The sequence below is a fragment of the Bradyrhizobium sp. BEA-2-5 genome, assembly GCF_032918025.1.
GTDB classification, from domain to species: domain Bacteria; phylum Pseudomonadota; class Alphaproteobacteria; order Rhizobiales; family Xanthobacteraceae; genus Bradyrhizobium; species Bradyrhizobium pachyrhizi.
The window spans coordinates 8,329,018-8,350,114 of sequence record NZ_CP136629.1; the positions used below are offsets into that span (position 1 = coordinate 8,329,018).

The window sequence follows — 21,097 nt, forward strand, 5'->3', positions numbered from 1 at the left end:
CGACTTTCGGCTGCCTTGGCAGCGCCACGGTAGAACCCCATATTGTTGGTGTCTGCCACAGGGAAAAATGGACCGTGAACGCCATCACTGAACTGAATGACCATGCCGACCGCTCGCTCCTCATCGTCGAGGACGACAAGCCGTTCCTGGAACGTCTGTCGCGCGCGATGGAGACGCGGGGTTTCGCGGTGAAGTCATGCGACACGGTATCTGATGGTCTCGCCGAGATCGGCCGCGCCGCGCCCGCTTTCGCGGTCGTCGACCTCCGGCTCGGCGACGGCAACGGCCTCGACGTGGTCTCGGCGTTGAAGAAGAAGCGCCCCGATGCACGCGCGATCGTGCTGACCGGCTATGGCAACATCGCCACCGCCGTCACCGCGGTGAAGATGGGCGCGATCGATTATCTCTCCAAGCCGGCGGATGCCGACGACGTCGTCGCGGCACTGCTGTCGACCAGCGCGGAGAAATCCGAGCTGCCGACCAACCCGATGTCGGCCGACCGCGTGCGCTGGGAGCACATCCAGCGCATCTACGAGATGTGCAACCGCAACGTCTCGGAAACGGCGCGCCGGCTCAACATGCACCGCCGCACGCTGCAGCGCATTCTGGCCAAGCGCGCGCCGCGGTAATCGACGCTTCATTTGTTTTCGCGATGGCCGGGCTCGTCCCGGCCATTTGCTTTTCGTCGCTTCGTAGGGTGGGTAGAGCGAAGCGAAGCGAAACCCACCAACTTCACGCGGCGGCGACAAGTGATGGGTTTCGCTTCGCTCCCCATCAGCCGGGCCGAACCATCCTTCGAGGCTCGCTCCGCTCGCGCCTCCGGCGACAAAGGCGAGGCCTTTGCGCGGGGATGACGGGTTAAGATCGCGTGCTCGCTCTAAAACTCGCCGTGCCCCTGCGGATCGACGAGGCGGTTGATGCGCTGCGCCGCGGCCATTGCAAAGCGCACCGTCATCTGCTTGCGCGTCGGTGCCGGCAGGCGATGCTCGGGCGCCTCGCAATGCATGTGCGCGCCATAGGCATCGGCGATGATCAGGCCGGTGTCATCAGGAAAGATCTCGCACGGCAGATCCTGCGTGAAGGCGAAGAACAGCCGGTCGCAATGGGCGCGGTATTCGTGCCATTTCTGGTCGGCGCGCAGATCCTCCACCGATGATTTGATCTCGACGATCCAGATCTCGCCGCGCTCATTGAGCGCCACCAGGTCGGCACGGCGGCCCGAGGGCAGCGGCAATTCGCTGATGCAGGAGAAGCCGAGCGAACGCAGCAGCCGCGCCGTGCCGCGCGCGATGGCGAGCGCGGTCTCAGACTGGCGACGGTCCGGCGGCGGCACGAGGGCGATCTGGCGGGCGGATGAGTCCATTGCGCGAAGATTAGCCGATTCCACGAGAGCATGATCCGGAAAAGTGGAAGCCGGTTTTCCGCGAAGATCATGCTCCAGCCGATAGAGCGCGGCAGCGCGGGAATCGGCCGCAAATTCGCGAGGAAGGCGCCTTGATTCCGGCCTCAAGCCACCGCGAAGCCGATGGAACCTGGTTCCGAGGGACGAAACCACTGCAGGAGAGGCCCATGAGGTCACGCATCACGCTTCGCTCGTTCGTCTTCGCTCTCGCAACCCTGCCGCTAACAGCCGGACTGTGCTCCGCCATCGCCAAGCCGGTGGTCGAGGTCGCCTTCGTGCTCGATACCACCGGCTCGATGGGCGGATTGATCGAGGGCGCCAAACGGAAGGTCTGGTCGATCGCGACCGCAATCGTCGATTCCAATCCCGACGCCGATATCCGGATGGGCCTCGTCGCCTATCGCGACATCGGCGACGACTATGTGACCCGGAAGGTCGAGCTGACGCGCGACATCCAGGATCTCTACGGCAATCTGCTGGAATTGAAGGCGCGCGGCGGCGGCGACTGGCCGGAGAGCGTCAACGAGGCGCTCGACGTCGCCGTCAACAAGATGCAGTGGACGCAAGGCCGCGACAGCACACGCATCGTTTTTCTGGTCGGCGACGCCCCGCCGCACATGGACTATGCGCAGGACACCAAATACCCGGTCACGCTCGCCGTCGCCAAGCAACGCGACATCATCGTCAACGCCGTGCTTGCCGGCAACGCGCAGGATACCGAGCGGGTGTGGCGCGATATCGCGCAGAACGGCAACGGCGAGTTCATCCCGATCCCGCAGGATGGCGGCCAGATCGTCACCATCGAAACGCCGTTCGACGAGGACATCATCATCCTGCAGCGCCAGATCAACGGCACCGTGATTCCCTACGGCCCGCGCGCGTTGCAGAAGCGAACGGAATCCAAAACCCGGCAGCTGGCGAGCGTCGCCGCGTCTTCGCCGGCCCGTGCGTCGGAGATGGCAAGCTTCATCAACAAGCGCGCCAAGGTGACGTCGGAGGCGGTCACCGGCGACGGTGATCTGGTCGCCGACGTCGCGGCCGGCCGCAACGATGTGGCAAAGGTCAGGGACGAGGATCTGCCGGACAATCTCCGCGCCATGAAGTCGGAAGCGCGCACCGCCGAGATCGACAAGCAGATCACCCAGCGCAAGGCGCTGAACGAGAAGCTCGCCGCGCTGGTCGCCAAGCGCGACAAATACGTCGCCGAGCACCGCAAGAGCGCGCCGAAGGCGTCATCGTTCGATCGCGTGGTCGAGGACACGCTGAAGGCGCAGATCAAGCGGTAGCCATTCGGCACGGAGCGTCGTCCGGCTCCCTTGCGGGAAGGCGCTCCACAGGAACCCGTCGCCGCCTCACCGCTTATCCTCCCGGCCGCCGTCACGGGTGGGACTGGAGAGGATTGCCTGGTGATCGACGACCTCTGGTACAAGAACGGAGTGATCTACTGCCTGTCGGTTGGCACCTACATGGATGCCAACGGCGATGGCATCGGTGATTTCAGCGGCCTGCTCCGGCGCCTGGACTATTTGCACGGGCTCGGCATCACCGCGATCTGGCTGATGCCGTTTCAGCCTTCGCCCAACAGGGACGACGGCTACGACATCTCGGATTATTACGACGTCGATCCGCGCTACGGCACGCTGGGCGACTTCGTTGAATTTACCCATGGTTGCCAGCAACGCGGCATCCGCGTCATCATCGACCTCGTCGTCAATCACACCTCGGATCAGCACGCCTGGTTTCGATCAGCGCGCGGCTCGAAGGACTCGCCGTACCGCGACTGGTATGTCTGGTCGGACAAGAAGCCTGCCAATGCCAACACCGGCATGGTGTTTCCCGGCGTTCAGAAATCGACCTGGACGCGCGACAAGCAAGCCGGCGCCTGGTACTTCCATCGCTTCTACGATTTCCAGCCGGACCTCAACACATCGAACCCGCATGTGCAGGCCGAGATCCTCAAGATCATGGGGTTCTGGATTCAGCTCGGCGTCTCGGGCTTCCGCATGGACGCCGTGCCCTTCGTGATCGCGACCAAGGGCGCCTCCAGGCGCAAGCCGGTCGAGCAGTACGACATGCTGCGATCGTTTCGGGAATTTCTGCAATGGCGCCAGGGCAACGCGATCATCCTCGCCGAAGCCAACGTATTGCCCGAGACGGACATGGAATATTTCGGGCGTGACGGCGACAGAATGCACATGATGTTCAACTTCCATGTCAATCAGCATCTGTTCTACGCGTTGGCGTCGGCGGATACGAAGCCGTTGGCGAAGGCCTTGACGGCGACCAAGCCACGGCCCGCGACCGCACAATGGGGCTTGTTCCTGCGCAATCATGATGAACTCGACCTCGGCCGCCTCTCCAAGCCGCAGCGCGAGACGGTGTTCGAGGCATTCGGTTCCGACAAGACCATGCAGCTCTACGACCGCGGCATCCGGCGACGGCTTGCGCCCATGCTGGGCGGCGACCGCCGACGCATCGAGCTCGCCTACAGCGTGATGTGCACGCTTCCCGGCACGCCCGTGATCCGCTACGGCGATGAACTCGGCATGGGCGACAATCTGGATCTGCCCGAACGCGGTTGCGCGCGCACGCCGATGCAATGGTCGACCGAGCCGCACGCCGGCTTCACCGAGAGCGATCGGCCATGTGTGCCCGTCATCGACAATGGACCGTATGGCTATGAGCACGTCAACGCGGCCAAGCAACGGCGCGACCCCAATTCGATGCTGAACTGGACCGAGCGCATCGTCCGGATGCGCAAGGAAGTCCCCGAGGTCGGCTGGGGAGATTTCAAGGTCATCGCAAGCCGAAATCCCGCCATCCTGATCATCCGGTACGACTGGCGTAACAACTCGGTGCTGTTCGTGCACAATTTCGCGGAAAAGCCGCTCGAGATATCCTTCGACGTCGGGCTGCCCGACGATGCCGGCAATCTCCTCGTCAATCTCCTGACCGAGGACCACAGCCGCGCCGACGATGCCGGTCGCCACAAGCTTCTGATCGAGGCCTACGGCTATCGCTGGTACCGGGTCGGCGGGCTCGATTATCTGCTCAAGCGCAGCGACATCGATACCAATGAGCCCCGCACACGGCGTCAATCGTCCTGATGCGGTCCGAGGATCACGCCTTCATTGGGGCGCAGATCGAGCACGCCTTCGACCTTCTCGCCCTGCCGGTCCATCAAGGTCGACAGCAGAACCTCGTTGCTGAAACCGATCGCGCTCGACGAGACCGACGCCGGCGCCGCGCCAAAATTCAGCGCGATCACGACGACGCCGTCAGTGCTGCGCCGCCGGTAGAGCAGCACATCACCGTGCGCCGCCACCGGCTCATAGCTGCCATGGATGAGCTGCGGCAGCCTTCGCCGCAGCGCGATCAGCGCCTTGTAGAGGTTGAGGATCGACGCCGGCTCCGCCTCGAGGCTTGCGACATTGTCGCTGGCAAAATCCTGCGCGATCGGCAGCCATGGCGTGGCGGTCGAGAACCCGGCATGGCGCTCGGCGCTCCACTGCATCGGCGTGCGGCAGCCGTCGCGGCCGACGCCGATGCCGGGCACGTTCTTCTCGAATGGATCGCGCACGTCCTCCGGTGCGATCGCGAGCTGGTGCATGCCGATCTCGTCGCCGTAGTAAAGCGTCGGCGTGCCGCGCAGCGTCAGCAGCAGCATGGCCGCGACGCGGGCCTGCTCGGGACCGACGCGGCTCGCCACGCGCGGCCGATCATGATTGCCGAGCACCCAGTTCGGCCAGGCGCCCTTCGGCAGCGCCTTCTCGTAATCCTCGACGATCTTCTCGATCGAGCGCGCGCTCCAGAAGGTCGAGAGCAGCGCGAAATTGAACGGCATCTGCGCGCCGGTGAGATCGTTGCCGTAATAGGCCATCAGGCGATGCAGCGGCAGATAGATCTCGCCGATCAGGACGCGGGCGCCGTAGGAATCGGTGACGCGCCGCATCTCGGCGATGACATCGTGCACCTCCGGCTGATCGGTCGAGTACTGCGTCAGGATCTTCTCGTTCGGCGGCCGGCCCTCGACATAATGCGGGTTGGGCGGGTTGTCGCGGAAATCGGCGTCCTTGATCAGGTGCCAGATCACGTCGACACGAAAGCCATCGACACCCTTGTCGAGCCAGAACCGCATCACATCATAGATGGCGGCCCGGACATCCGGATTGCGCCAGTTCAGGTCCGGCTGCCGGGCGAGGAAGGCGTGGTAATAGCATTGGCCTGAGGTCTCGTCATACGCCCAGGCGCTGCCACCGAACTCGGACAGCCAGTTGTTGGGCGCGCCGCCATCGGGGGCCGGATCGCGCCAGATGTACCAGTCGCGCTTGGGATTGTCGCGCGACGACCGGCTCTCGATGAACCAGGGATGCTGGTCCGAGGTGTGGTTCGGCACGAGATCGAGGATCAGCTTCAGACCGGAATCGTGGGCGGCGGCGAGCAACGCGTCGAAATCGGCCATCGCGCCGAACAGCGGCTCGATGCCGACATAATCCGAGATGTCGTAGCCGAAATCCGCCATCGGCGAGGGAAAGATCGGCGACAGCCAGATCGCGTCGACGCCGAGCCGCGTCAGATAGGGCAGCCGCGTGATGATCCCCTTGAGATCGCCGACGCCGTCACCGTCGCTATCCGCGAACGAGCGCGGATAGACCTGATAGAAAATGCCGCGTCGCCACCAGTCCCTGTTGTCCTGATCCATCTCGTCCCCCCAAGCTCGCAGCCCGGCCCAGGCCGCTCCGCGCCCGGAGCGGCCGATCGGTTCAGGGATGACGCACAATTCGGGACGGAAAGATGGCCGGATTCAGCCGCTATAGCCGGTTCAATGCCGGGCCATCGCTAGCTGATAGATGGTGATCAGCACCTCGAACAGGATCAGGAAGACGATGATCAGCTCCAGCCGCAGCGAGCGGCCGGTGTCGATGATGTCGGTCAGCACCTGCGCGGTTTCGGCGACGACCGCGAGCTTGCGGTTCAGCGATTCCGCACGCTCCTTCAATTCATACTCGTCCTCGAGCCGGGCATAGAGGCGCTCGAGTTGCGGCTTGTCCCAGAGGATATCGGGCTTCTCCGACACCTCGACCGGTCCGGCCACGCGATGCCGCACCAGCAGCGCGTTGCCGATGTGCTTGAGGATCGCAACGCGGCCGCGATGGACGCGGCCGCCCTTGGCGAGCTCACGCGCAAGCGGCTCGGTCGTGTCGAAGACTGCCCGGACTTCCCGCTCGTGCCGCGCCAGCACCACGCTTTTCGCCAACGCCTCGCCGACGAGGATCAGCCGCTCCGGCGAGAGGCCTTGCAGATAGATCGGGCCGCCCGGCGGAATCTGATCCTCCTTCTCGGCGGCGAGCTCGATGATTGCGATCTCTTCCTCGCGCCGCGTGAACAGGCCGGTCATGCGCGACTGCAGGCTGCGCAGGAATTCATCCTCCTCCAGCGCATTGAGGCCGATCAGCACGACGACGCCGTAGCGGAACAGGATCGCCACGCCATTTTCATTGACGCGAAACGCCAGCGGCGTCGTGGCCAGCACGTCGCCGCGCTCGAGGCCCGACGTGTTGATGCGGTCCGCAACGAAGAAGGCGCGCGCGGTGGTCCGGGGTCCGCCGAGCGGTGATTTGGAAGCCTGGGTCATGAAGTTCCGGACTGCGAGGACTTGAATCATGATCGAGAGCAGCCGCGTACCGGCCTGCTCACGAACTTGTTCTGCTGGAGGTGACCTTATCACGGTCCGTTTTGGGATCACACGCCGGGGCGGCCGCATTTCCGGCGCGTGTTGACGGCGTTTGCCGGAAGCCTATGGTGCCCCCATGAACGAGACAACCGACACCAAGCCCAAGGCCGGCGCGATCATCGTTCCCGTGACGCTATTCGAGCAGAACTGCACCATCATCTGGGACGAGCCATCCAAGAAGGCCGTGGTGATCGATCCTGGCGGGGACGTGCCGAAGATTCTGGACGCGATCAAGCAGACCGGCGTCACCGTGGAGAAGATCTGGCTGACCCACGGCCATATCGACCATGTCGGCGGCGCGGCCGATTTGCGCGACGCGCTCCAGGTCAAGATCGAGGGCCCGCATATCGCCGACAAATATCTGCTCGACAACGTGGTCGAAAGCGGCGCGCGCTTCGGCATGACCGGCGTACGCAACTTCGCGCCCGACCGCTGGCTCAACGAGGGCGACACCGTGTCGATCGGCGATCTCAAGTTCGACATCTTCCACTGCCCCGGCCACTCGCCGGGCAGCGTGGTGTTCTTCAACAAGGCGTTACGTTTTGCCCATGTCGGCGACGTTCTGTTCGCGGGCTCGGTCGGCCGCACCGATCTGCCCGGCGGCAGTCACGCCACGCTGATCAGTTCGATCAAGACAAAACTGCTGCCGCTCGGCGACGATGTCGGCTTCATCTGCGGCCATGGCGCCGGCTCGAGCATCGGCCAGGAGCGCATGACCAATCCGTTCATTACCGGCGAGATGTAGCTACTTCATCAGCCCCGCGGCGGTGAGCGCCCGCGTGATGACGCCGCCGACATCGACACCCTTGCTCCGTCGCCTGCGCGGCCGATCGCTCTTGCGGCCCGATGCCACCTCCGGCTCGGCCGCTGGCACCGGTACCGTCATCGAGACCGTGTCGGCGCGCTCGCGCGGAATTCCGGTCGGCGCGATATGCGGCTGACGGACCTTGTCGGTCAGGCCGAAGAACTTTGCGATGTGGTAGGACGAGGAAATGCCGGCCTCGATCAGGAATGCGCCTTCGACGCCGTAGCGCTGATCATTGTCGGCCAGCCCGAGCGGCGTGCCATGCGCCATGTCGGTGATGGCATAGGACTCCACCAGCGTCTCGCCGTCCCTGTTCCACCAGGCCTGGCGCGGATGGCCGTCGACATCCGCCTTCGACATCGCAGCAGGCGGCAGGTCGTGCAGGTCGAGCCATTGCTTGACGATCTCGTTGGCATTGCCGGGATTGACGGTGCGGTCGGCGCTGCCGTGCCACACCGAGACCTTCGGCCATGCGCCGCCATGCGTGGACGCGTTGCGCACGAGACCGCCGAGCTCGGGCGCGGACAGCGCGCTGCCATGCATCATCGCGTGCAGCGCTTCGCGCAGATTCGAGGCGATGCCATAGGGCAGTCCGGCAATCACCGCGCCGGCCGCGAACACTTCCGGATAGGTCGCGAGCATCGCCGAGGCCATCGCGCCGCCGGCGGACAGTCCCGTCACATAGACCCGCCGCGGGTCGATCTCATGCGTGCCGATCATATGCGCGATCATCTGCCTGATCGAAGCGGCCTCGCCCTGCCCGCGCGCGATGTCTTGCGGGTTGAACCAGTTGAAGCAGGTGTTGCCGTTGTTCAACGCCTGCTGCTCCGGCATCAGCAGCGCGAAGCCGTAATGCGCCGCAAGCGCCGACCAGCCGGCGCCGAGATCGTAGGACGCGGCGGTCTGGCCGCAGCCATGCAGCACCACGACGAGCGCGGGCGACCGCGCCAGCTGCGCGGGCACGAACGAGAACATTTTCAGATCGCCGGGGTTGACGCCGAATTCGGTCGTCTCGACGAGCGGCGTCGGCACGGCCGGCGCGAGTGCGCCAAGGCCGCTGAACGCGTTCATCTTCGGCAGATGACGCAGAAATTCGACGTTGTTGATCAGGGACAACAGCAACTCCTGAGGTGATTTAGTTTTCTGTGTCACCCGATCAGATAATTGCTGCACTGCAAAATGAAAAGGCCGTGTGCTGTCGTTCCCTGCAGAATTGTGAGAATCGGCGTTAATGCGTGATCGCGCCGCGGGCCGGCCGAAATAGTTGCCGTAGCACCTTGTTTGAGCACCAACTTTTCAGGAATGCGCGCCGCGTGCAGCCGGATTCAAGGGGTGGCGCGGCGCATCCATGACAGAAATGCGGCTGAAATGGCGATCGACAGCACAAACAATGCGCATGCCGCAAACAGCGCCAGACGTGCTGACATCGTGCTCTCGATTGCGAAGAAGACTGCGCCGATCGCGGCGACGCCGGCCGCGTTGCCGATCTGCGTCGTCGTACCGTACATGCCGGAGCCGGCACCGGCGCTCGCGGGCTGCACGCTCGCGAGCACCGCGCTCGACAATGGCGCCATGACGAGCCCCTGGCCGTAGCCGAAGATCATCAGCACCAGCGCGAGCAGCAGTGCCGAAGGTGCCGCGACCACCTCAATCGTCGCGACGAGCACGGCGAGACCGACGATCTGCAGCGCACAGCCCTCGATCAGCACCAGCGTGCCGCGATGCCTGGCGCGCACGCCGCTGTGACGCGAGGCAACCACGAAGGTCAGCGCCAGCGGCACGAACACCAGCCCGGCCTGTAGCGGCGGAATCTGCAAGCCCTTCTGCATGAACATGGTCATGATGAGGTAGAAGGACAGGTTGGCGAAGAAGAAGAAAAACACCGCGACCAGCCCGCGCATGAAGGCGCTATCCGACAGCAGCGACAGATCGATCAGCGGCATGCCGCCGCGGCGCGCGACGGCCCGCTCGAGCCGCACGAAGGTCGCGATCACAGCGATACCCACTGTCATCACCAGCCAGACCCATGCCGTCCAGCCGAAATCATGGCCAAACAGCAGCGGACCGATCAGGCACAACAGGCCCGCGAACAGCACGATCGCGCCCGGGATATCGAGCCGCGTGCCGGCGCGGCGCGGCACCGTCGGCATGATCTTCAGCGCCGCCGCGATAATGATGACACCGCACGGCACGTTGACGAAGAACACTGCGCGCCAGCCGAGCCCGGCGAGGTCGAGCGTCACCAGCACGCCGCCGAGCATGAAGCCGGCGGCGCCCGCAAGTCCCAGCACGATGCCGTAGATGCCGAACGCCCGCGCGCGGGCGGCGTCTGAGAACAACAGATGCAGCGTCGCCAGCACCTGCGGCACCATCAGCGCCGCGGTTGCGCCCTGCGCGAGCCGCGCGACGATGAGCTCGGGCCCGGACTGCGCGAGACCGCACCACAGCGAGGTCACCGAGAACCCGGCGACGCCGGCGACGAACACGTTCCTGGTGCCATGGATGTCGCCAAGCCGGCCGCCGGTGACCACCAGCGTGGCATAGGCGATCAGGTAGATCGCGATCACGGCCTCGATCTGCGCCGGCGTCGCGTGCAGCTCCGCCGCGATCGTCGGGATCGCGACGTTGACGATGAAGGCATCGACACCGAACATGAACTGCGCCGACACCACGATCGCCAGCACCCACCAGCGGCGGGACGTATCCGCTCGCGTCGAAACGATCTGGTGCATGTCCTGTCCTGCCCGAAATGATGTTACGGCGGACATCAGCAGATTCCGGTCATCGCTTCGATTACCTGCGAGGTAAGCCCGGGATCACAGACGCTCGAGCCCGGCTGCCAATTTGCGTTGACGCGCTGGGAAACATTCCGGACGGCGGCAATCGCCGCCGATTTGCGCAACAACCATGCGACCGCCGCAACCCCCGAGCATTGCCTTGCCCCGGGCCACCCCGTAGGTTGGCGGAAAGCCCCCGATAACAATAGTCCGGAGAGACCGCCATGGCGCGCCTGAAGTTCGGAGCCTTCCTTGCCCCGCATCACCCGATCGGGGAGCATCCGATGCTGCAGTTCCGGCGCGATCTGGACCTCGTCGAGCAGCTGGACGCACTCGGCTATGACGAGTTCTGGTGCGGCGAGCATCATTCGTCCGGCTGGGAGATGATCGCCTCGCCCGAGATGTTCCTGGCCGCGGCCGGCGAGCGCACCAAGCGGATCAAGCTCGGCACCGGCGTGGTATCGCTGCCCTATCACCATCCCTTCAATGTCGCCCAGCGCATGGTGCAGCTCGACCACATGACCGGCGGCCGCGCCATCTTCGGCTCCGGCCCGGGCGCACTCGCCTCGGATGCGCACACGCTCGGCATCGATCCGATGACGCAGCGCGACCGCCAGGACGAGGCGATCGGCGTCATCCGCCGCCTCTTCAACGGCGAGCGCGTCACCGCCAAGAGCGACTGGTTCACAATGAACGACGCCGCGCTGCAGATCCTGCCCTTGCAGGAGGAGATGCCGTTCGTGGTGGCCTCGCAGATCTCGCCCTCCGGCATGACGCTCGCCGGCAAATACGGCATCGGCATCATCTCGCTGGGCTCGATGACGACGCAGGGCCTGATGTCGCTGCAGCAGCAATGGCAGTTCGCCGAGGATGCCGCCAAGAAGCACGGCACCAAGGTGAACCGTGCCGACTGGCGCGTGCTGCTGACCTTCCACATCGCCGAGACCCGCGAGCAGGCGCGCCGCGAAGCGGGCGCCGGGCTGATGCGCTGGCACAACGAATATAATGTCGGCACGTTGCAGCGGCCGGGCCTCACCGCATTCTCCTCACCCGACGAAGCGGTCGACAAGACCGCCTTCGTCGAGGGAGCCGCGTCCACCATCGGCACGCCCGACGATCTCGTCAAAACCATCAAGAACGTGATGGAGGTCTCCGGCGGCGTCGGCGCCATCATCGGCTTCGTGCACGACTGGGCCAATCCGGAAGCGACGCGGCGGAGCTGGGACATGGTGGCGCGCTACGTCGTGCCCGAGATCAACGGCTACATCGACGGCTTGCGCAGATCGCAAAAATTCGTGATCGAGAACCGCGCGATCTTCGAGCGCGCGGGACAGGCCGTGATGGCCAAGATCATGGCGAACGAAAAGGCCGCCGCCGCGCTTCAACAAACCGGCCCCGGCCGCGTCGCGATCCCCGCTGTGAATGCGCCGGATCTTGCGAAGGCCGCGGCCAAGCAGAAGGTGTGATTTGCGATCCTTCCTGAAGGAAGAAAGAACGCCAGCTCGCGCCACACCCACCGCCGTCGTCCCGGCGAAGGCCGGGACCCATACGCCGCGGCGGATGTTGTGAAAGGGGCTCGTCGTTCCAGCATCGCTCAACAATGGCCATTCGGGGTAATGGGTCCTGGCTCTCGCCAGGACGCCGGCGGGGATGGCTTGCGAGTCAAGACGTCAAGCAGCGCGGTGTCATCACCCGCGCATGCGCATGCGGGTGATCCAGTATTCCAGAGATGCCTATGCTTGAGCCGAGAAGCCGCGGCGTACTGGGTCGCCCGGTCGAACCGGGCGATGACAGTGCGGATGCCACACACGATCGTCGTCCTGGCGAAAGCCAGGACCCATTACCCCGAATGCGAATTGTTGCGCGACGCTGGGGCCACGATCCTTCTGACAACCAAAGCCGGTGGTTATGGGTCCTGGCTTTCGCCAGGACGACATTGAGTGTGTAGCGCGGCCGGCGGGTCATACATCCGCATTCTCGCGACATAAATTGTCCGAGTCATGCGCATTCGTCGACTGCGCATCGGCTCCACCGCATCTCGACCCACGTTCGTGACGACCGCGAAGCGCCCCTCGATCGGGGGAGACGGACGGAATTGAACATCTGAATTGCCCGACGACAGAAGCGCTGATTTGCCCATCGGGGTAATACGTCGCAACCCGACGCCCCCGGCGACGCAGACTTGCGTCGCCTTGTGAACCACCCAAGGCAGACACGCACTCATGTCGAGACTCGAGAGCGTCTCACCTCTCCCCCGCCGCGCCGACCGGTGGCTCGCAATGACGATACCGAATCAGCCCGCCGCCTGATCGAACGCCTTGCGCAGAGCCACGTAGCCCTGCTGCTGCTGGCTCCAGTTGCGGCCGCCGGTGATGGCGCCGTCGACGACGAGGTCGTGGCCGTTGACGAAGCTGGATTCGTCGCTGGCCAGGAACACCGCGGCATGGGCGATGTCGTCGGGAAGGCCGGCGCGCGGGATCGGCTGCGCGGTCTTGTAGACCTCGCGCATCACCGCCGGCGTCTTCTCCGCTGCGTCGGTCGAGAGCCCCAGCGCCTTGCCGAAGATGCCTGTTGCGATCGCGCCGGGCGAGATCGAGTTGACGCGGACGTTGGATTCGCCGAGCTCCATCGCCACGCATTTGGTGAGATGGATCACCGCCGCCTTGGCCGCGCTATAGACCATCGACGACGAGAATCCGGCGAGGCGGCCGGCGATGCTGCCGTTGTTGATGATGCTGCCCGCCCCCTGCTTCTTCATGTGTGGCGCGGCGTGTTTCATGCCGAGCATGACGCTGCGCACCAGCGTCGCCATCGCCGCATCGAACCGCTCGGCCTCGAGGCCCTCGATGCCGCCGGTCTGCGCCGGCCCGCCGGCATTGTTGAACAGGCAATCGATCCTGCCGAATTTCTCGACCGCGAGCGCGATCAGCGCCTGCATCTGCGCTTCGACCGTCACGTCGGTCTGGCGGAAGACGCAATTCTCGCCGAGCTGTTGCGCCAGTGCCTCGCCCTCCGGCGCGCGACGCCCGGCGATCAGTACCTTCGCGCCCTCCGCGACAAAGACCTCCGCCGTGCGTAGCCCGATGCCGCTGGTCGCCCCTGTGATCACCGCGACCTTGCCGTCCAGCCGTCCCATGTCGGTCCCCTCAACTTACGTAGGATGTTGTGGATATTCCCCAGCTCCTGCTGCCAATACAAGCACTTGCAAGCCGCCACGCTCGCAAGGTCCGCCTGTGGCCAGAAGGCCACAACTGCGGTTTTTCGGTCGCAGCGGCCTTATTTTGGGTCGCCTGTTCACGTGAACTGGAACGACCGATGGCGAAGTGGATCGACGATTTCAGGGCGTGTTGGCGGGGCGATGCCCAGCCAACGGTGCGGCTTGCGGTGGCCTTCGCGGTGCTTTGTCTCGTTTTGGCCACGGCCGCGCGCTTCGGGCTCGCCCAGATCCGGCCGGATGTGTTCTTCACGCCCTATTTCCCGGCGGTGTTCTTTGCCACCGCCCTTGGCGGTTTCCGGATCGGGATCGCGACCGCGCTGGCGAGCGGCCTGCTCGGCGTGGTGCTCAATTTCAGCGGCGCGCACGCCGATCCGGCGCGCTTTGCGTTGTTGATGATGTTCTGGGTTGTGTGCGGCATCGCGATCTGGGGCGTCGAGCATTACCGTTCCCTGGTCGCACAGCAGCGCGAAGTTTCCAAACGGCTGATCGAGGAAGAGCAGTACCGCAAGGTCGTGGTCGACGAATTGCAGCACCGGCTGAAGAACAAGTCCTCGACCATTCATGCCGTGCTGCATCAGGCGCTGCAGGACCGGCCCGATGTCTGGCAGCGCATCGACCATCGCATCCGCGCGCTCTCGGCAACCGACGATCTGATCGCGCGGGTCGATGGCTATGGCTGCGATATCAAGGATTTGCTGCGCTCGGAACTCGGGCCCTACGGCCATGTGCGGTTCAATCTCAATGGCGAGCAGTTGTTCCTGCCCGCCAAGCTCGCCGTCTCGCTGGCGTTGATCTTCCACGAGCTCGCAACCAACGCCGGAAAATACGGCGCCTTCTCCTCGCCGCGCGGATTTTTACAAGTGTCATGGACGGTCGACGACGGACGTCTCAACGTGATCTGGGACGAGACCGAAGGACCGGCGGTCGAGGCGATCGGCGAAGCCGGCTTCGGCACCAAGCTGCTCAAGTCGGCGCTGCGGCCGTTCGACGGCAAGACCGAGATCAGTTACCTGAAGACCGGTGTTCACTGCACCATGCAGTGCAAGCTTCCGAACTGTTGATAAGTTGGCTTTCCGGCACACGCGCATGTGTTGATGCAACCGCGCGCAGCGCAATCGCTTTCACCAACGGTCGCGGCCGACATTGATACTCTGTTAATGACGATTGCCGCGACGGCTTGCGAAAGCCGCCGCGGTCTCATTCTGTCACGGCATTTCGCAGGTCCGCTTAACCAAAACTACAACGGACTTTGCCAAGGTCGGCGCATGCATAGTCTCACCAGGCACGATTTTCAGGCGGGCGCGGCAGCGACCGGCCAAGACGATATTTCCGGAAATGAATTGCGTATCCTGCGCGACCTGCTCCAGCTATTGCCGGCGGGTGTGACCGTCCAGGACGAGCAGGGCCAGTTCATCCTGGTGAATGAAGCAGCCGCGAGCCAGCTGCAGCTGGCCGCCAGCGCGAGCCAGCCGTCCTCGGTCGATGAGCGCCACGCCGCCAACCTGGACCTGCTGCGCAGCGGCCGTCCAGTGGTGCTCGAGGAAACGCTCTCCTGCGGCGCATCCAAATACGTGTTTCTGACCTCGCACCGGCCGGTCCGGATCGCCGGTCGCAATCTCCTGATCTCGGCATCCTCCGACATCACCGAACAGAAGAATTTCGAGGACCAGCTGTTCCGCTCGGCCTATTTCGACGAGCTGACCGGCCTGCCGACCCGCCGGGTGATAGAGCACCGCGTCAACGGCTTGATCCGCGACGATTCGCAAGGCCATTTCGCGCTGGCCTTTCTCGACGTCGACAATTTCAAGCACATCAACGACTATTACGGCCACTCCGTGGGAGACGCGCTGCTGGTCGAGCTGTCGAAGCGGCTCGGGCGCGACCTGCGCGATTCCGACATGCTGTCGCGCATCTCCGGCGACGAATTCCTGCTGCTGCTGAACCCGATCAGCGGCAATGACGAGGTCGCCGAATTCATCCATGTCATGCAGGAGAGGCTGAAGGCGCCGTTCTTCATCGAGGACTCCGAGATCTTCGCCTCGACCTCGGTCGGCATCAGCCTCTATCCCGACCACGGAAGCAGCTTCGAGACGCTGCGGCAGAACGCCGACATCGCGATGTACCGCATCAAGAACAACGGCAAGGGATTGGCGACCTTCTTCGACACCAGCATGGAGCGCGAGGCGCAGGCGCGGATGAAGGTCGAGCAGTCGCTGCGGCTCGCCATCCTGGAAAAGCGCTTCTGCTGCGCCTTCCAGTCCAAGGTCGACATCCGCACACAGGCGGTGAAGGGCATCGAGGCCCTGGTCCGCCTGCGCGACGACGAAGGCGTGATCCAGGCGCCCGGCTCGTTCATCAATCTTGCCGGCGAGCTCGGGCTAATCGACGAGCTGACCCATCTCGTGCTCGCCGAGATCGTCAAATCGATCGACCTGATCAACGACACGTTCGGCATGGATGCGACCATCAGCATCAACGTTGCCGCCAAGCAGGCCGGCAATCCCGAATTCATGCGCAGCTTCGCGCGGGCGCTCGACGACACCGGCTTCCCGAAACGCTTCATGATCGAGGTGACCGAGGACGCGTTCGTGACGCGGTCACATTTCCAGGACCAGATCCTGCCGATCCTGCGCGGCATCGGCGTCGGCATCTCGATCGACGATTTCGGCACCGGCTATTCCTCGCTCTCGGCGCTGGCCGACATCACCGCGGACGAGATCAAGATCGACCGCTCCTTCATCACCGACATCCATAAGCGCCCGCGCAGCCAGGGCATCCTGCGCGCGATCGAATCCTTGAGCGAAGCGCTCGGCATGACGGTGATCGCCGAGGGCCTCGAATCCTACGAGGAGCTCGCCTATCTCCAGGCGGCAACGAAGATCCGCTACGCGCAGGGCTACTACTTCTCCAAGCCGATCTTCCTCGAGGATTTGAGGCCGGCGACACCGGTCGCCAGTGAGACGCGCGCCAGCATGGCAGCGCGCCCCGCCCAGGAAGGCCGCCAGGGCTATTCGCGCGCCAGCGGCTTCCGGCGGTAGGCGATAGGCGCCCATCAAATTGACGGCTGAACCACCTCGCCCCGCTTGCGGGGAGAGGTCGGATCGCATCGCCCTCTAAGAGCGAGCTTCGCTCGTCTCGACCCGTAAGAACGGGGAGAGGGAGCGGACAACAGCCCTACTTCTCCAGTACCGCCAACGGCTGCACGCCGTTATTCGCGGGGCCGGCCTACATCGTGATCAGCATCATCGAGACCATGTCGTAATAGCCCATGATGGCGATGATATCCGTGATGCCGCGCTCGCCGAATTTATCCAGCGCCGCCTTGTAGACGGCGTCGCTGACCTTCTTGTCGCGATAGAGCGCGATGCCGAGATCGTACAGCGCAGCCTCGTCGTCCTTCATGCTCTCGGGCCGCGCGCCCTTGGCGATGGCGTCCGCGATTTTCGGATCGAGCCCGCCCTTCATCGCCAGCGGATAGTGCGCGGACCATTCATATTGCGCGGTCCAGTGCCGCGCCGTGATCAGGATCGCCATTTCGCTGAGCCGCGCCGGCAGCGAGGTATTCCAGCGCAGGTACTCCGACAGGTTCGACAGCTTCGGCGCCAGATCGGGATTGCGGATGTAGGCGCGGTAGGGCGGCGCGGTGAATTTGGCATTGCGCGGCGGCGCGCTGATCATGTCGGCCCAGGCCTTTTGCGCTGGCGACAGTTCCTCCGCCTTCAGCGGCGCAAAGCGCACGGCGTCCTCGGCCCGCACGGCCGACACCGACAATGCCAGCGCCGCCAGGATCCCTGCTCCGAATATTGTTCTCATTGTTGTTCTCCCTTTTCGGTGCAGGCGTCTTTGCGCCCCTGCCCGGTCGCGCGAGCTTAGTTGCCGTCGCGATGGATGCAATGAGGTGCCAGCTGTCGTTCAGCGCGGGCCGCCGAACCGAAGCGCCTCGTCACGGCAGGCGCGCGGTTAGGCCACACCTACCGCAGCACCGGGCGGCGGCGTATATAAAGAGCAGTCCCAAGCGGCGCGAAGGTGTCAGCCATGCAGCCTGTGTCTATTCTCCTCAACATCCTCTGGATCCTGATCGGCGGCGCCTGGATGGCGTTCGGCTGGCTGGTGGCTGCCATCATCATGGCCATCACCATCATCGGCCTGCCCTGGGCGCGGGCGGCGTTCAACATCGCCGTCTACACGCTGCTGCCGTTCGGTTCGCGGGCGGTGCGCCGCGACGAGGTCACCGGCATGAGCGATATCGGCACCGGCCCGCTCGGGGTGATCGGCAACATCATCTGGTTCGTGCTCGCCGGCTGGTGGCTGGCGCTCGGCCATGTCCTGACCGCGCTGGTCCTCGCGATCACCATCATCGGCATCCCCTTCGCCTGGGCTCACCTGAAGCTTGCGGGCATCGCGCTCTGGCCGATCGGCAAGGTGATCGTGCCGGCTTGAGGCTGGCTGGGCCGTCGGCGGCTAGAGCCAATCCTTCGTGGTCTGGCTGCAAGCCTGGTAGTCGCGCCGCCAGACGAAGCCACCGCCGCCACACGGCGGGCGCGGCCGTGAGGTGGCGGGACACTCGTTCCTAACCCGCGCGGCGGTGCCCCATCCGTCGATCACGCAGGCACCTCGTGAGGTCCTGTGGCAACCGTCACCGCATCCCTCTGCGGCGTTGGCCGGGGTCAAGCCGAGGAAGGCACCGGCTGTCAGAAGCGTGATCAAACCTGCTCTCATGATGTTCTCCATCGAGCTGTCGGTCGTGCTGCTCCATTCGCGATACGAGCGTAGGCGATCTCAGTGCCGCTTGCCACCGAATCCGCGCACAAATTCTGGTGTCGGGGGCTCAGCGCGCCGCCTCGCAGCCGGGGATGTCGAACACGGCGGTCAGGCCGCAGGGCGAATTGAGCATCTTGCCGCCGGCATGGCCGACGCCGGGCACGTCCCACACGCTGTGGTTCGGCGCGCCGTTGTCGCGGGCCTGCATCGCGGCGGCATAGGAATGCCCGCGCGCGTAACGATATGGTCCTTCGGCCTCCGCCATGCAGGATTTGTCGAGCGCGGGATGATTGGGGTTGGTGTCGAGCGTTCCAAGCAGATAGATCACGCGGCGTGCGACATAGGCCTGCTCCAGCGCAGCCGGCGAAGGCTCGGCAAGATAGGGCGGGCGGTTGTCCATGCCAAATTTCCAGCTGTTATAGCCATGGCAGTTCGCCGCGATCGCGGGCTCCGGCCGCTCTTTGGTGAAATAGGCGTAGGAGGACGGATTGGCGACCACATAGCGCACGCCGATACCCTCGCGCAGCAGGACCTGGTCGCCCTTCACCGCGATCGCATAGCGCTGCACCACCTGGGCGCCGCCGGAATGGCCGAACACGACGACCTGCTGCAGGTTGGGAAACAGCTTGCGGTCGCCGAGCTTCGCCAGGATGGCATCGAGCGCCTCAAACGAGCTCGCCGCGCTCGGCGCGAGCGCAGGCTCGCCGCCCTGCCAGCCATAGAGGCTCCAGCGCAGCGTCTCCGCCGGCAGCTTGAATGCCTCGACGTCGGACTCGATCAGGAATTGCGGCGCGATCATCAGCGCATGCTCGCCGGCATCGCCGGCTGCGGCCTGCGCGCTCAGCGCCGCGCGAAAATAGTCGTCGGCATTGCGCAGCACGCCGTGCAGCACGAGCACCGCGCGCGTAACATCCGGCAGCGGATTGGACCAGTCGGCCGAGAGGTAGAGCGGAAAGCTCGCTTTGCCGACGGCAATCCGCGCATTGGCGATCTCCTTGACCGGCTTCCGGTCGCGCTCGGTCTGTGCCTGCGTCGCGGACGCAGTGGGTACGTGCGCCGCCGCCACGACGAGCAAGGCCGCGGCCGCAAGCCAGACCCGGTGATGCATGGTTCGACTCCGTTGCTGCCGCGAGCTCGGCCGGATCATGGCGCGTCAGGCGCAGATTCGCCCGTGAATTTTCGGAAAGCTTCCGCACCCGCGCCTCAGGCGACGAGCCGCCCGCGATTGTTGGCGGCGAGGATCGGGCGGATCAGGCGGCCGAACCGCTCGGCCTCCTCGTCATGCAGATAGCCGGACAGGCAGAAGGAGTGGCAGCCGGCATCGATGAACTGCTGCAAGGTCGCGGCGCATTGCGCGGGATTGCCGACCACCGCGATGCCGGCGCCGGGCCGCACCTTGGTGATGCCGGTCCACAGATGCGGCATCAGAAGATCGCCGTAGTCGCGCGCGAGCTGCTGCACGCGCTGGTTGGCCTCCGAGCGATTGTAGAGCGTCTTCATCTCCTGCTTCTGCCGCTCGGTAGCGTGGCGCACCAGCTGGTCGGCCGCCTCCCAGGCATCGGCCTCGTTCTCGCGGCAGATCACCTGCAGCCGCATGCCGAAGCCGATCGCATCCTCGCGGTCATGCGCCCGCGCCATCCGCCGGATCTCGGCGATATTCTCCGCGATGCGTTCCGGCAGATCGCCCCAGAACAGATGGACGTCGGAATGCTTCGCCGACACCTCCCAGGCCTGCCGCGAGCCGCCGCCGAGATAGAATTTCGGAAACGGCTGCTGCAACGGACGCGGCCTGATATGCGCGCCGGAGATGGTGTGAAACCTGCCCTGGAAATGCACCGGACCGCGCGTCGTCCACAGCGCCTTGAGGATCGAGACCTCCTCCTCCATCAGCGCGTAGCGCTCTTCCTTGGGCTGACGCACGCCCTCGACCTCGCTCTCGTTCTGGCCGGCGATCAGATTGATGCAGATCCGCCCGCCCGACATCTGGTCGAAGGTCGAGATCATCTTTGCCATCAGCACCGGGTTGATATAGCCGGGCCGCGCCGCAATCAGCGGCTTGATCCGGCTGGAGCGCGCCGCCATGAAGGCACCCGTGATCCAGGCCTCCCAGCACACCGAGCCGACCGGAATCAGCAGATACTCGAAGCCGGCATCCTCGGCCGCCTTAACCACGCGCTCGCAGAGTTCCGGCGAACCGGCGATCTGGGCCTCCATCAGCCCATAGGCGGTGGTGTCGCCATGCGTGGGCAGATACCAGCCGAATTCCAGCGGACGCATGGGCAAACTCCCTCGAAAGACGGCCTTTTTTCGCGGCCTGTCATATTGTCGGGAGGCAGTTTACAGCCCTTAACCAGTTGGACAACGCCGTTGCCGACAGGGAGCCAATCAGCTAAATGAACCC

The 21,097-nt window shown here is 64.6% G+C and carries 18 protein-coding genes; 8 read left to right on the forward strand and 10 right to left on the reverse strand.

Annotation, left to right across the window (positions count from 1 at the left end; genetic code table 11):
- Positions 1–74: 74 nt before the first annotated feature.
- Positions 75–629, forward strand: a complete 555-nt coding sequence (locus tag RX327_RS38855; RefSeq protein ID WP_317249041.1) for an ActR/PrrA/RegA family redox response regulator transcription factor — start codon at positions 75–77, stop codon at positions 627–629.
- Positions 630–877: 248 nt separating this feature from the next.
- Here RX327_RS38855 and RX327_RS38860 read toward each other — a convergent pair whose 3' ends face one another.
- Positions 878–1,363, reverse strand: coding sequence for an MmcB family DNA repair protein (locus RX327_RS38860; protein WP_317249042.1), 486 nt, complete (start codon positions 1,361–1,363; stop codon positions 878–880).
- Between the two features lie 206 nt (positions 1,364–1,569).
- Here RX327_RS38860 and RX327_RS38865 point away from each other — a divergent pair, with 206 nt between their 5' ends.
- On the forward strand, positions 1,570–2,688 hold the full coding sequence (locus RX327_RS38865) for a vWA domain-containing protein (protein WP_050383354.1): 1,119 nt from the start codon (positions 1,570–1,572) through the stop codon (positions 2,686–2,688).
- 120 nt (positions 2,689–2,808) lie between these two features.
- Positions 2,809–4,509, forward strand: coding sequence for an alpha-amylase family protein (locus RX327_RS38870; RefSeq protein ID WP_050383355.1), 1,701 nt, complete (start codon positions 2,809–2,811; stop codon positions 4,507–4,509).
- On the opposite strand, the gene RX327_RS38875 is transcribed toward RX327_RS38870, so the two are convergent.
- On the reverse strand, positions 4,497–6,104 hold the full coding sequence (locus RX327_RS38875) for an alpha-amylase family glycosyl hydrolase (protein WP_317249043.1): 1,608 nt from the start codon (positions 6,102–6,104) through the stop codon (positions 4,497–4,499). The two genes, RX327_RS38870 and RX327_RS38875, sit on opposite strands and share 13 nt — an antisense overlap.
- A 120-nt stretch (positions 6,105–6,224) precedes the next feature.
- Entirely contained in the window at positions 6,225–7,037 is an 813-nt protein-coding gene (locus RX327_RS38880) for an RMD1 family protein (RefSeq protein ID WP_028335606.1), read from the reverse strand.
- Between the two features lie 175 nt (positions 7,038–7,212).
- Between RX327_RS38880 and RX327_RS38885 the strand changes: the two genes are divergently transcribed.
- Positions 7,213–7,881 carry an MBL fold metallo-hydrolase gene (locus tag RX327_RS38885; RefSeq protein ID WP_317249044.1) on the forward strand — a complete coding sequence of 223 codons (669 nt, stop codon included), beginning with the start codon at positions 7,213–7,215 and terminating at the stop codon, positions 7,879–7,881.
- On the opposite strand, the gene RX327_RS38890 is transcribed toward RX327_RS38885, so the two are convergent.
- Together RX327_RS38890 and RX327_RS38895 are read right to left on the reverse strand one after the other, a co-directional pair.
- Positions 7,882–9,057 carry a PHB depolymerase family esterase gene (locus RX327_RS38890; RefSeq protein WP_317249045.1) on the reverse strand — a complete coding sequence of 392 codons (1,176 nt, stop codon included), beginning with the start codon at positions 9,055–9,057 and terminating at the stop codon, positions 7,882–7,884.
- 209 nt (positions 9,058–9,266) lie between these two features.
- Positions 9,267–10,673 (reverse strand): MFS transporter, encoded by a 1,407-nt coding sequence (locus RX327_RS38895; RefSeq protein WP_050383357.1) that lies wholly within the window; start codon positions 10,671–10,673, stop codon positions 9,267–9,269.
- Positions 10,674–10,942: 269 nt separating this feature from the next.
- On the opposite strand from RX327_RS38895, the gene RX327_RS38900 reads away from it, so the two are divergent.
- The gene (locus tag RX327_RS38900; RefSeq protein WP_317249046.1) at positions 10,943–12,184 is read left to right on the forward strand and encodes an LLM class flavin-dependent oxidoreductase; all 1,242 of its coding nucleotides are present in this window, start codon (positions 10,943–10,945) and stop codon (positions 12,182–12,184) included.
- A gap of 827 nt (positions 12,185–13,011) precedes the next feature.
- Here the strand turns inward: RX327_RS38900 and RX327_RS38905 are convergent.
- Positions 13,012–13,854: a glucose 1-dehydrogenase gene (locus RX327_RS38905; protein ID WP_317249047.1), complete on the reverse strand. Its 843-nt coding sequence runs from the start codon at positions 13,852–13,854 to the stop codon at positions 13,012–13,014.
- A gap of 179 nt (positions 13,855–14,033) precedes the next feature.
- On the opposite strand from RX327_RS38905, the gene RX327_RS38910 reads away from it, so the two are divergent.
- Both RX327_RS38910 and RX327_RS38915 read left to right on the forward strand, forming a co-directional pair.
- Positions 14,034–14,996: a sensor histidine kinase gene (locus RX327_RS38910; RefSeq protein ID WP_028335600.1), complete on the forward strand. Its 963-nt coding sequence runs from the start codon at positions 14,034–14,036 to the stop codon at positions 14,994–14,996.
- A 204-nt stretch (positions 14,997–15,200) separates the two neighbouring features.
- Positions 15,201–16,973 (forward strand): putative bifunctional diguanylate cyclase/phosphodiesterase, encoded by a 1,773-nt coding sequence (locus RX327_RS38915; RefSeq protein WP_317249048.1) that lies wholly within the window; start codon positions 15,201–15,203, stop codon positions 16,971–16,973.
- A gap of 187 nt (positions 16,974–17,160) precedes the next feature.
- Here RX327_RS38915 and RX327_RS38920 read toward each other — a convergent pair whose 3' ends face one another.
- Positions 17,161–17,748 (reverse strand): carboxymuconolactone decarboxylase family protein, encoded by a 588-nt coding sequence (locus tag RX327_RS38920; RefSeq protein ID WP_050383360.1) that lies wholly within the window; start codon positions 17,746–17,748, stop codon positions 17,161–17,163.
- Positions 17,749–17,970: 222 nt separating this feature from the next.
- On the opposite strand from RX327_RS38920, the gene RX327_RS38925 reads away from it, so the two are divergent.
- Positions 17,971–18,375: a YccF domain-containing protein gene (locus tag RX327_RS38925; RefSeq protein ID WP_317249049.1), complete on the forward strand. Its 405-nt coding sequence runs from the start codon at positions 17,971–17,973 to the stop codon at positions 18,373–18,375.
- A 21-nt stretch (positions 18,376–18,396) separates the two neighbouring features.
- On the opposite strand, the gene RX327_RS39455 is transcribed toward RX327_RS38925, so the two are convergent.
- The 3 genes from RX327_RS39455 to RX327_RS38935 all read right to left on the reverse strand — a co-directional run bounded on the left by RX327_RS39455 (position 18,397) and on the right by RX327_RS38935 (position 20,973).
- Positions 18,397–18,654 (reverse strand): GCG_CRPN prefix-to-repeats domain-containing protein, encoded by a 258-nt coding sequence (locus RX327_RS39455; RefSeq protein ID WP_410712130.1) that lies wholly within the window; start codon positions 18,652–18,654, stop codon positions 18,397–18,399.
- A 109-nt stretch (positions 18,655–18,763) separates the two neighbouring features.
- Positions 18,764–19,804, reverse strand: a complete 1,041-nt coding sequence (locus RX327_RS38930; RefSeq protein WP_050383361.1) for a hypothetical protein — start codon at positions 19,802–19,804, stop codon at positions 18,764–18,766.
- 95 nt (positions 19,805–19,899) lie between these two features.
- Positions 19,900–20,973 (reverse strand): LLM class flavin-dependent oxidoreductase, encoded by a 1,074-nt coding sequence (locus RX327_RS38935; protein ID WP_050383362.1) that lies wholly within the window; start codon positions 20,971–20,973, stop codon positions 19,900–19,902.
- Positions 20,974–21,097 lie beyond the last annotated feature (124 nt).

Bases quoted from the DNA above. Each gene is read 5' to 3' on its own strand.
- RX327_RS38935 (WP_050383362.1), bottom strand. From the start codon at position 20,973: ATGCGTCCGCTGGAATTCGGCTGGTATCTGCCCACGCATGGCGACACC.
- RX327_RS38860 (WP_317249042.1), bottom strand. From the start codon at position 1,363: ATGGACTCATCCGCCCGCCAGATCGCCCTCGTGCCGCCGCCGGACCGT.
- RX327_RS38885 (WP_317249044.1), top strand. From the start codon at position 7,213: ATGAACGAGACAACCGACACCAAGCCCAAGGCCGGCGCGATCATCGTT.
- RX327_RS38895 (WP_050383357.1), bottom strand. From the start codon at position 10,673: ATGCACCAGATCGTTTCGACGCGAGCGGATACGTCCCGCCGCTGGTGG.
- RX327_RS38930 (WP_050383361.1), bottom strand. From the start codon at position 19,804: ATGCATCACCGGGTCTGGCTTGCGGCCGCGGCCTTGCTCGTCGTGGCG.
- RX327_RS38865 (WP_050383354.1), top strand. From the start codon at position 1,570: ATGAGGTCACGCATCACGCTTCGCTCGTTCGTCTTCGCTCTCGCAACC.
- RX327_RS38915 (WP_317249048.1), top strand. From the start codon at position 15,201: ATGCATAGTCTCACCAGGCACGATTTTCAGGCGGGCGCGGCAGCGACC.
- RX327_RS38900 (WP_317249046.1), top strand. From the start codon at position 10,943: ATGGCGCGCCTGAAGTTCGGAGCCTTCCTTGCCCCGCATCACCCGATC.
- RX327_RS38880 (WP_028335606.1), bottom strand. From the start codon at position 7,037: ATGACCCAGGCTTCCAAATCACCGCTCGGCGGACCCCGGACCACCGCG.
- RX327_RS38925 (WP_317249049.1), top strand. From the start codon at position 17,971: ATGCAGCCTGTGTCTATTCTCCTCAACATCCTCTGGATCCTGATCGGC.
- RX327_RS39455 (WP_410712130.1), bottom strand. From the start codon at position 18,654: ATGAGAGCAGGTTTGATCACGCTTCTGACAGCCGGTGCCTTCCTCGGC.
- RX327_RS38875 (WP_317249043.1), bottom strand. From the start codon at position 6,104: ATGGATCAGGACAACAGGGACTGGTGGCGACGCGGCATTTTCTATCAG.
- RX327_RS38910 (WP_028335600.1), top strand. From the start codon at position 14,034: ATGGCGAAGTGGATCGACGATTTCAGGGCGTGTTGGCGGGGCGATGCC.
- RX327_RS38920 (WP_050383360.1), bottom strand. From the start codon at position 17,748: ATGAGAACAATATTCGGAGCAGGGATCCTGGCGGCGCTGGCATTGTCG.
- RX327_RS38905 (WP_317249047.1), bottom strand. From the start codon at position 13,854: ATGGGACGGCTGGACGGCAAGGTCGCGGTGATCACAGGGGCGACCAGC.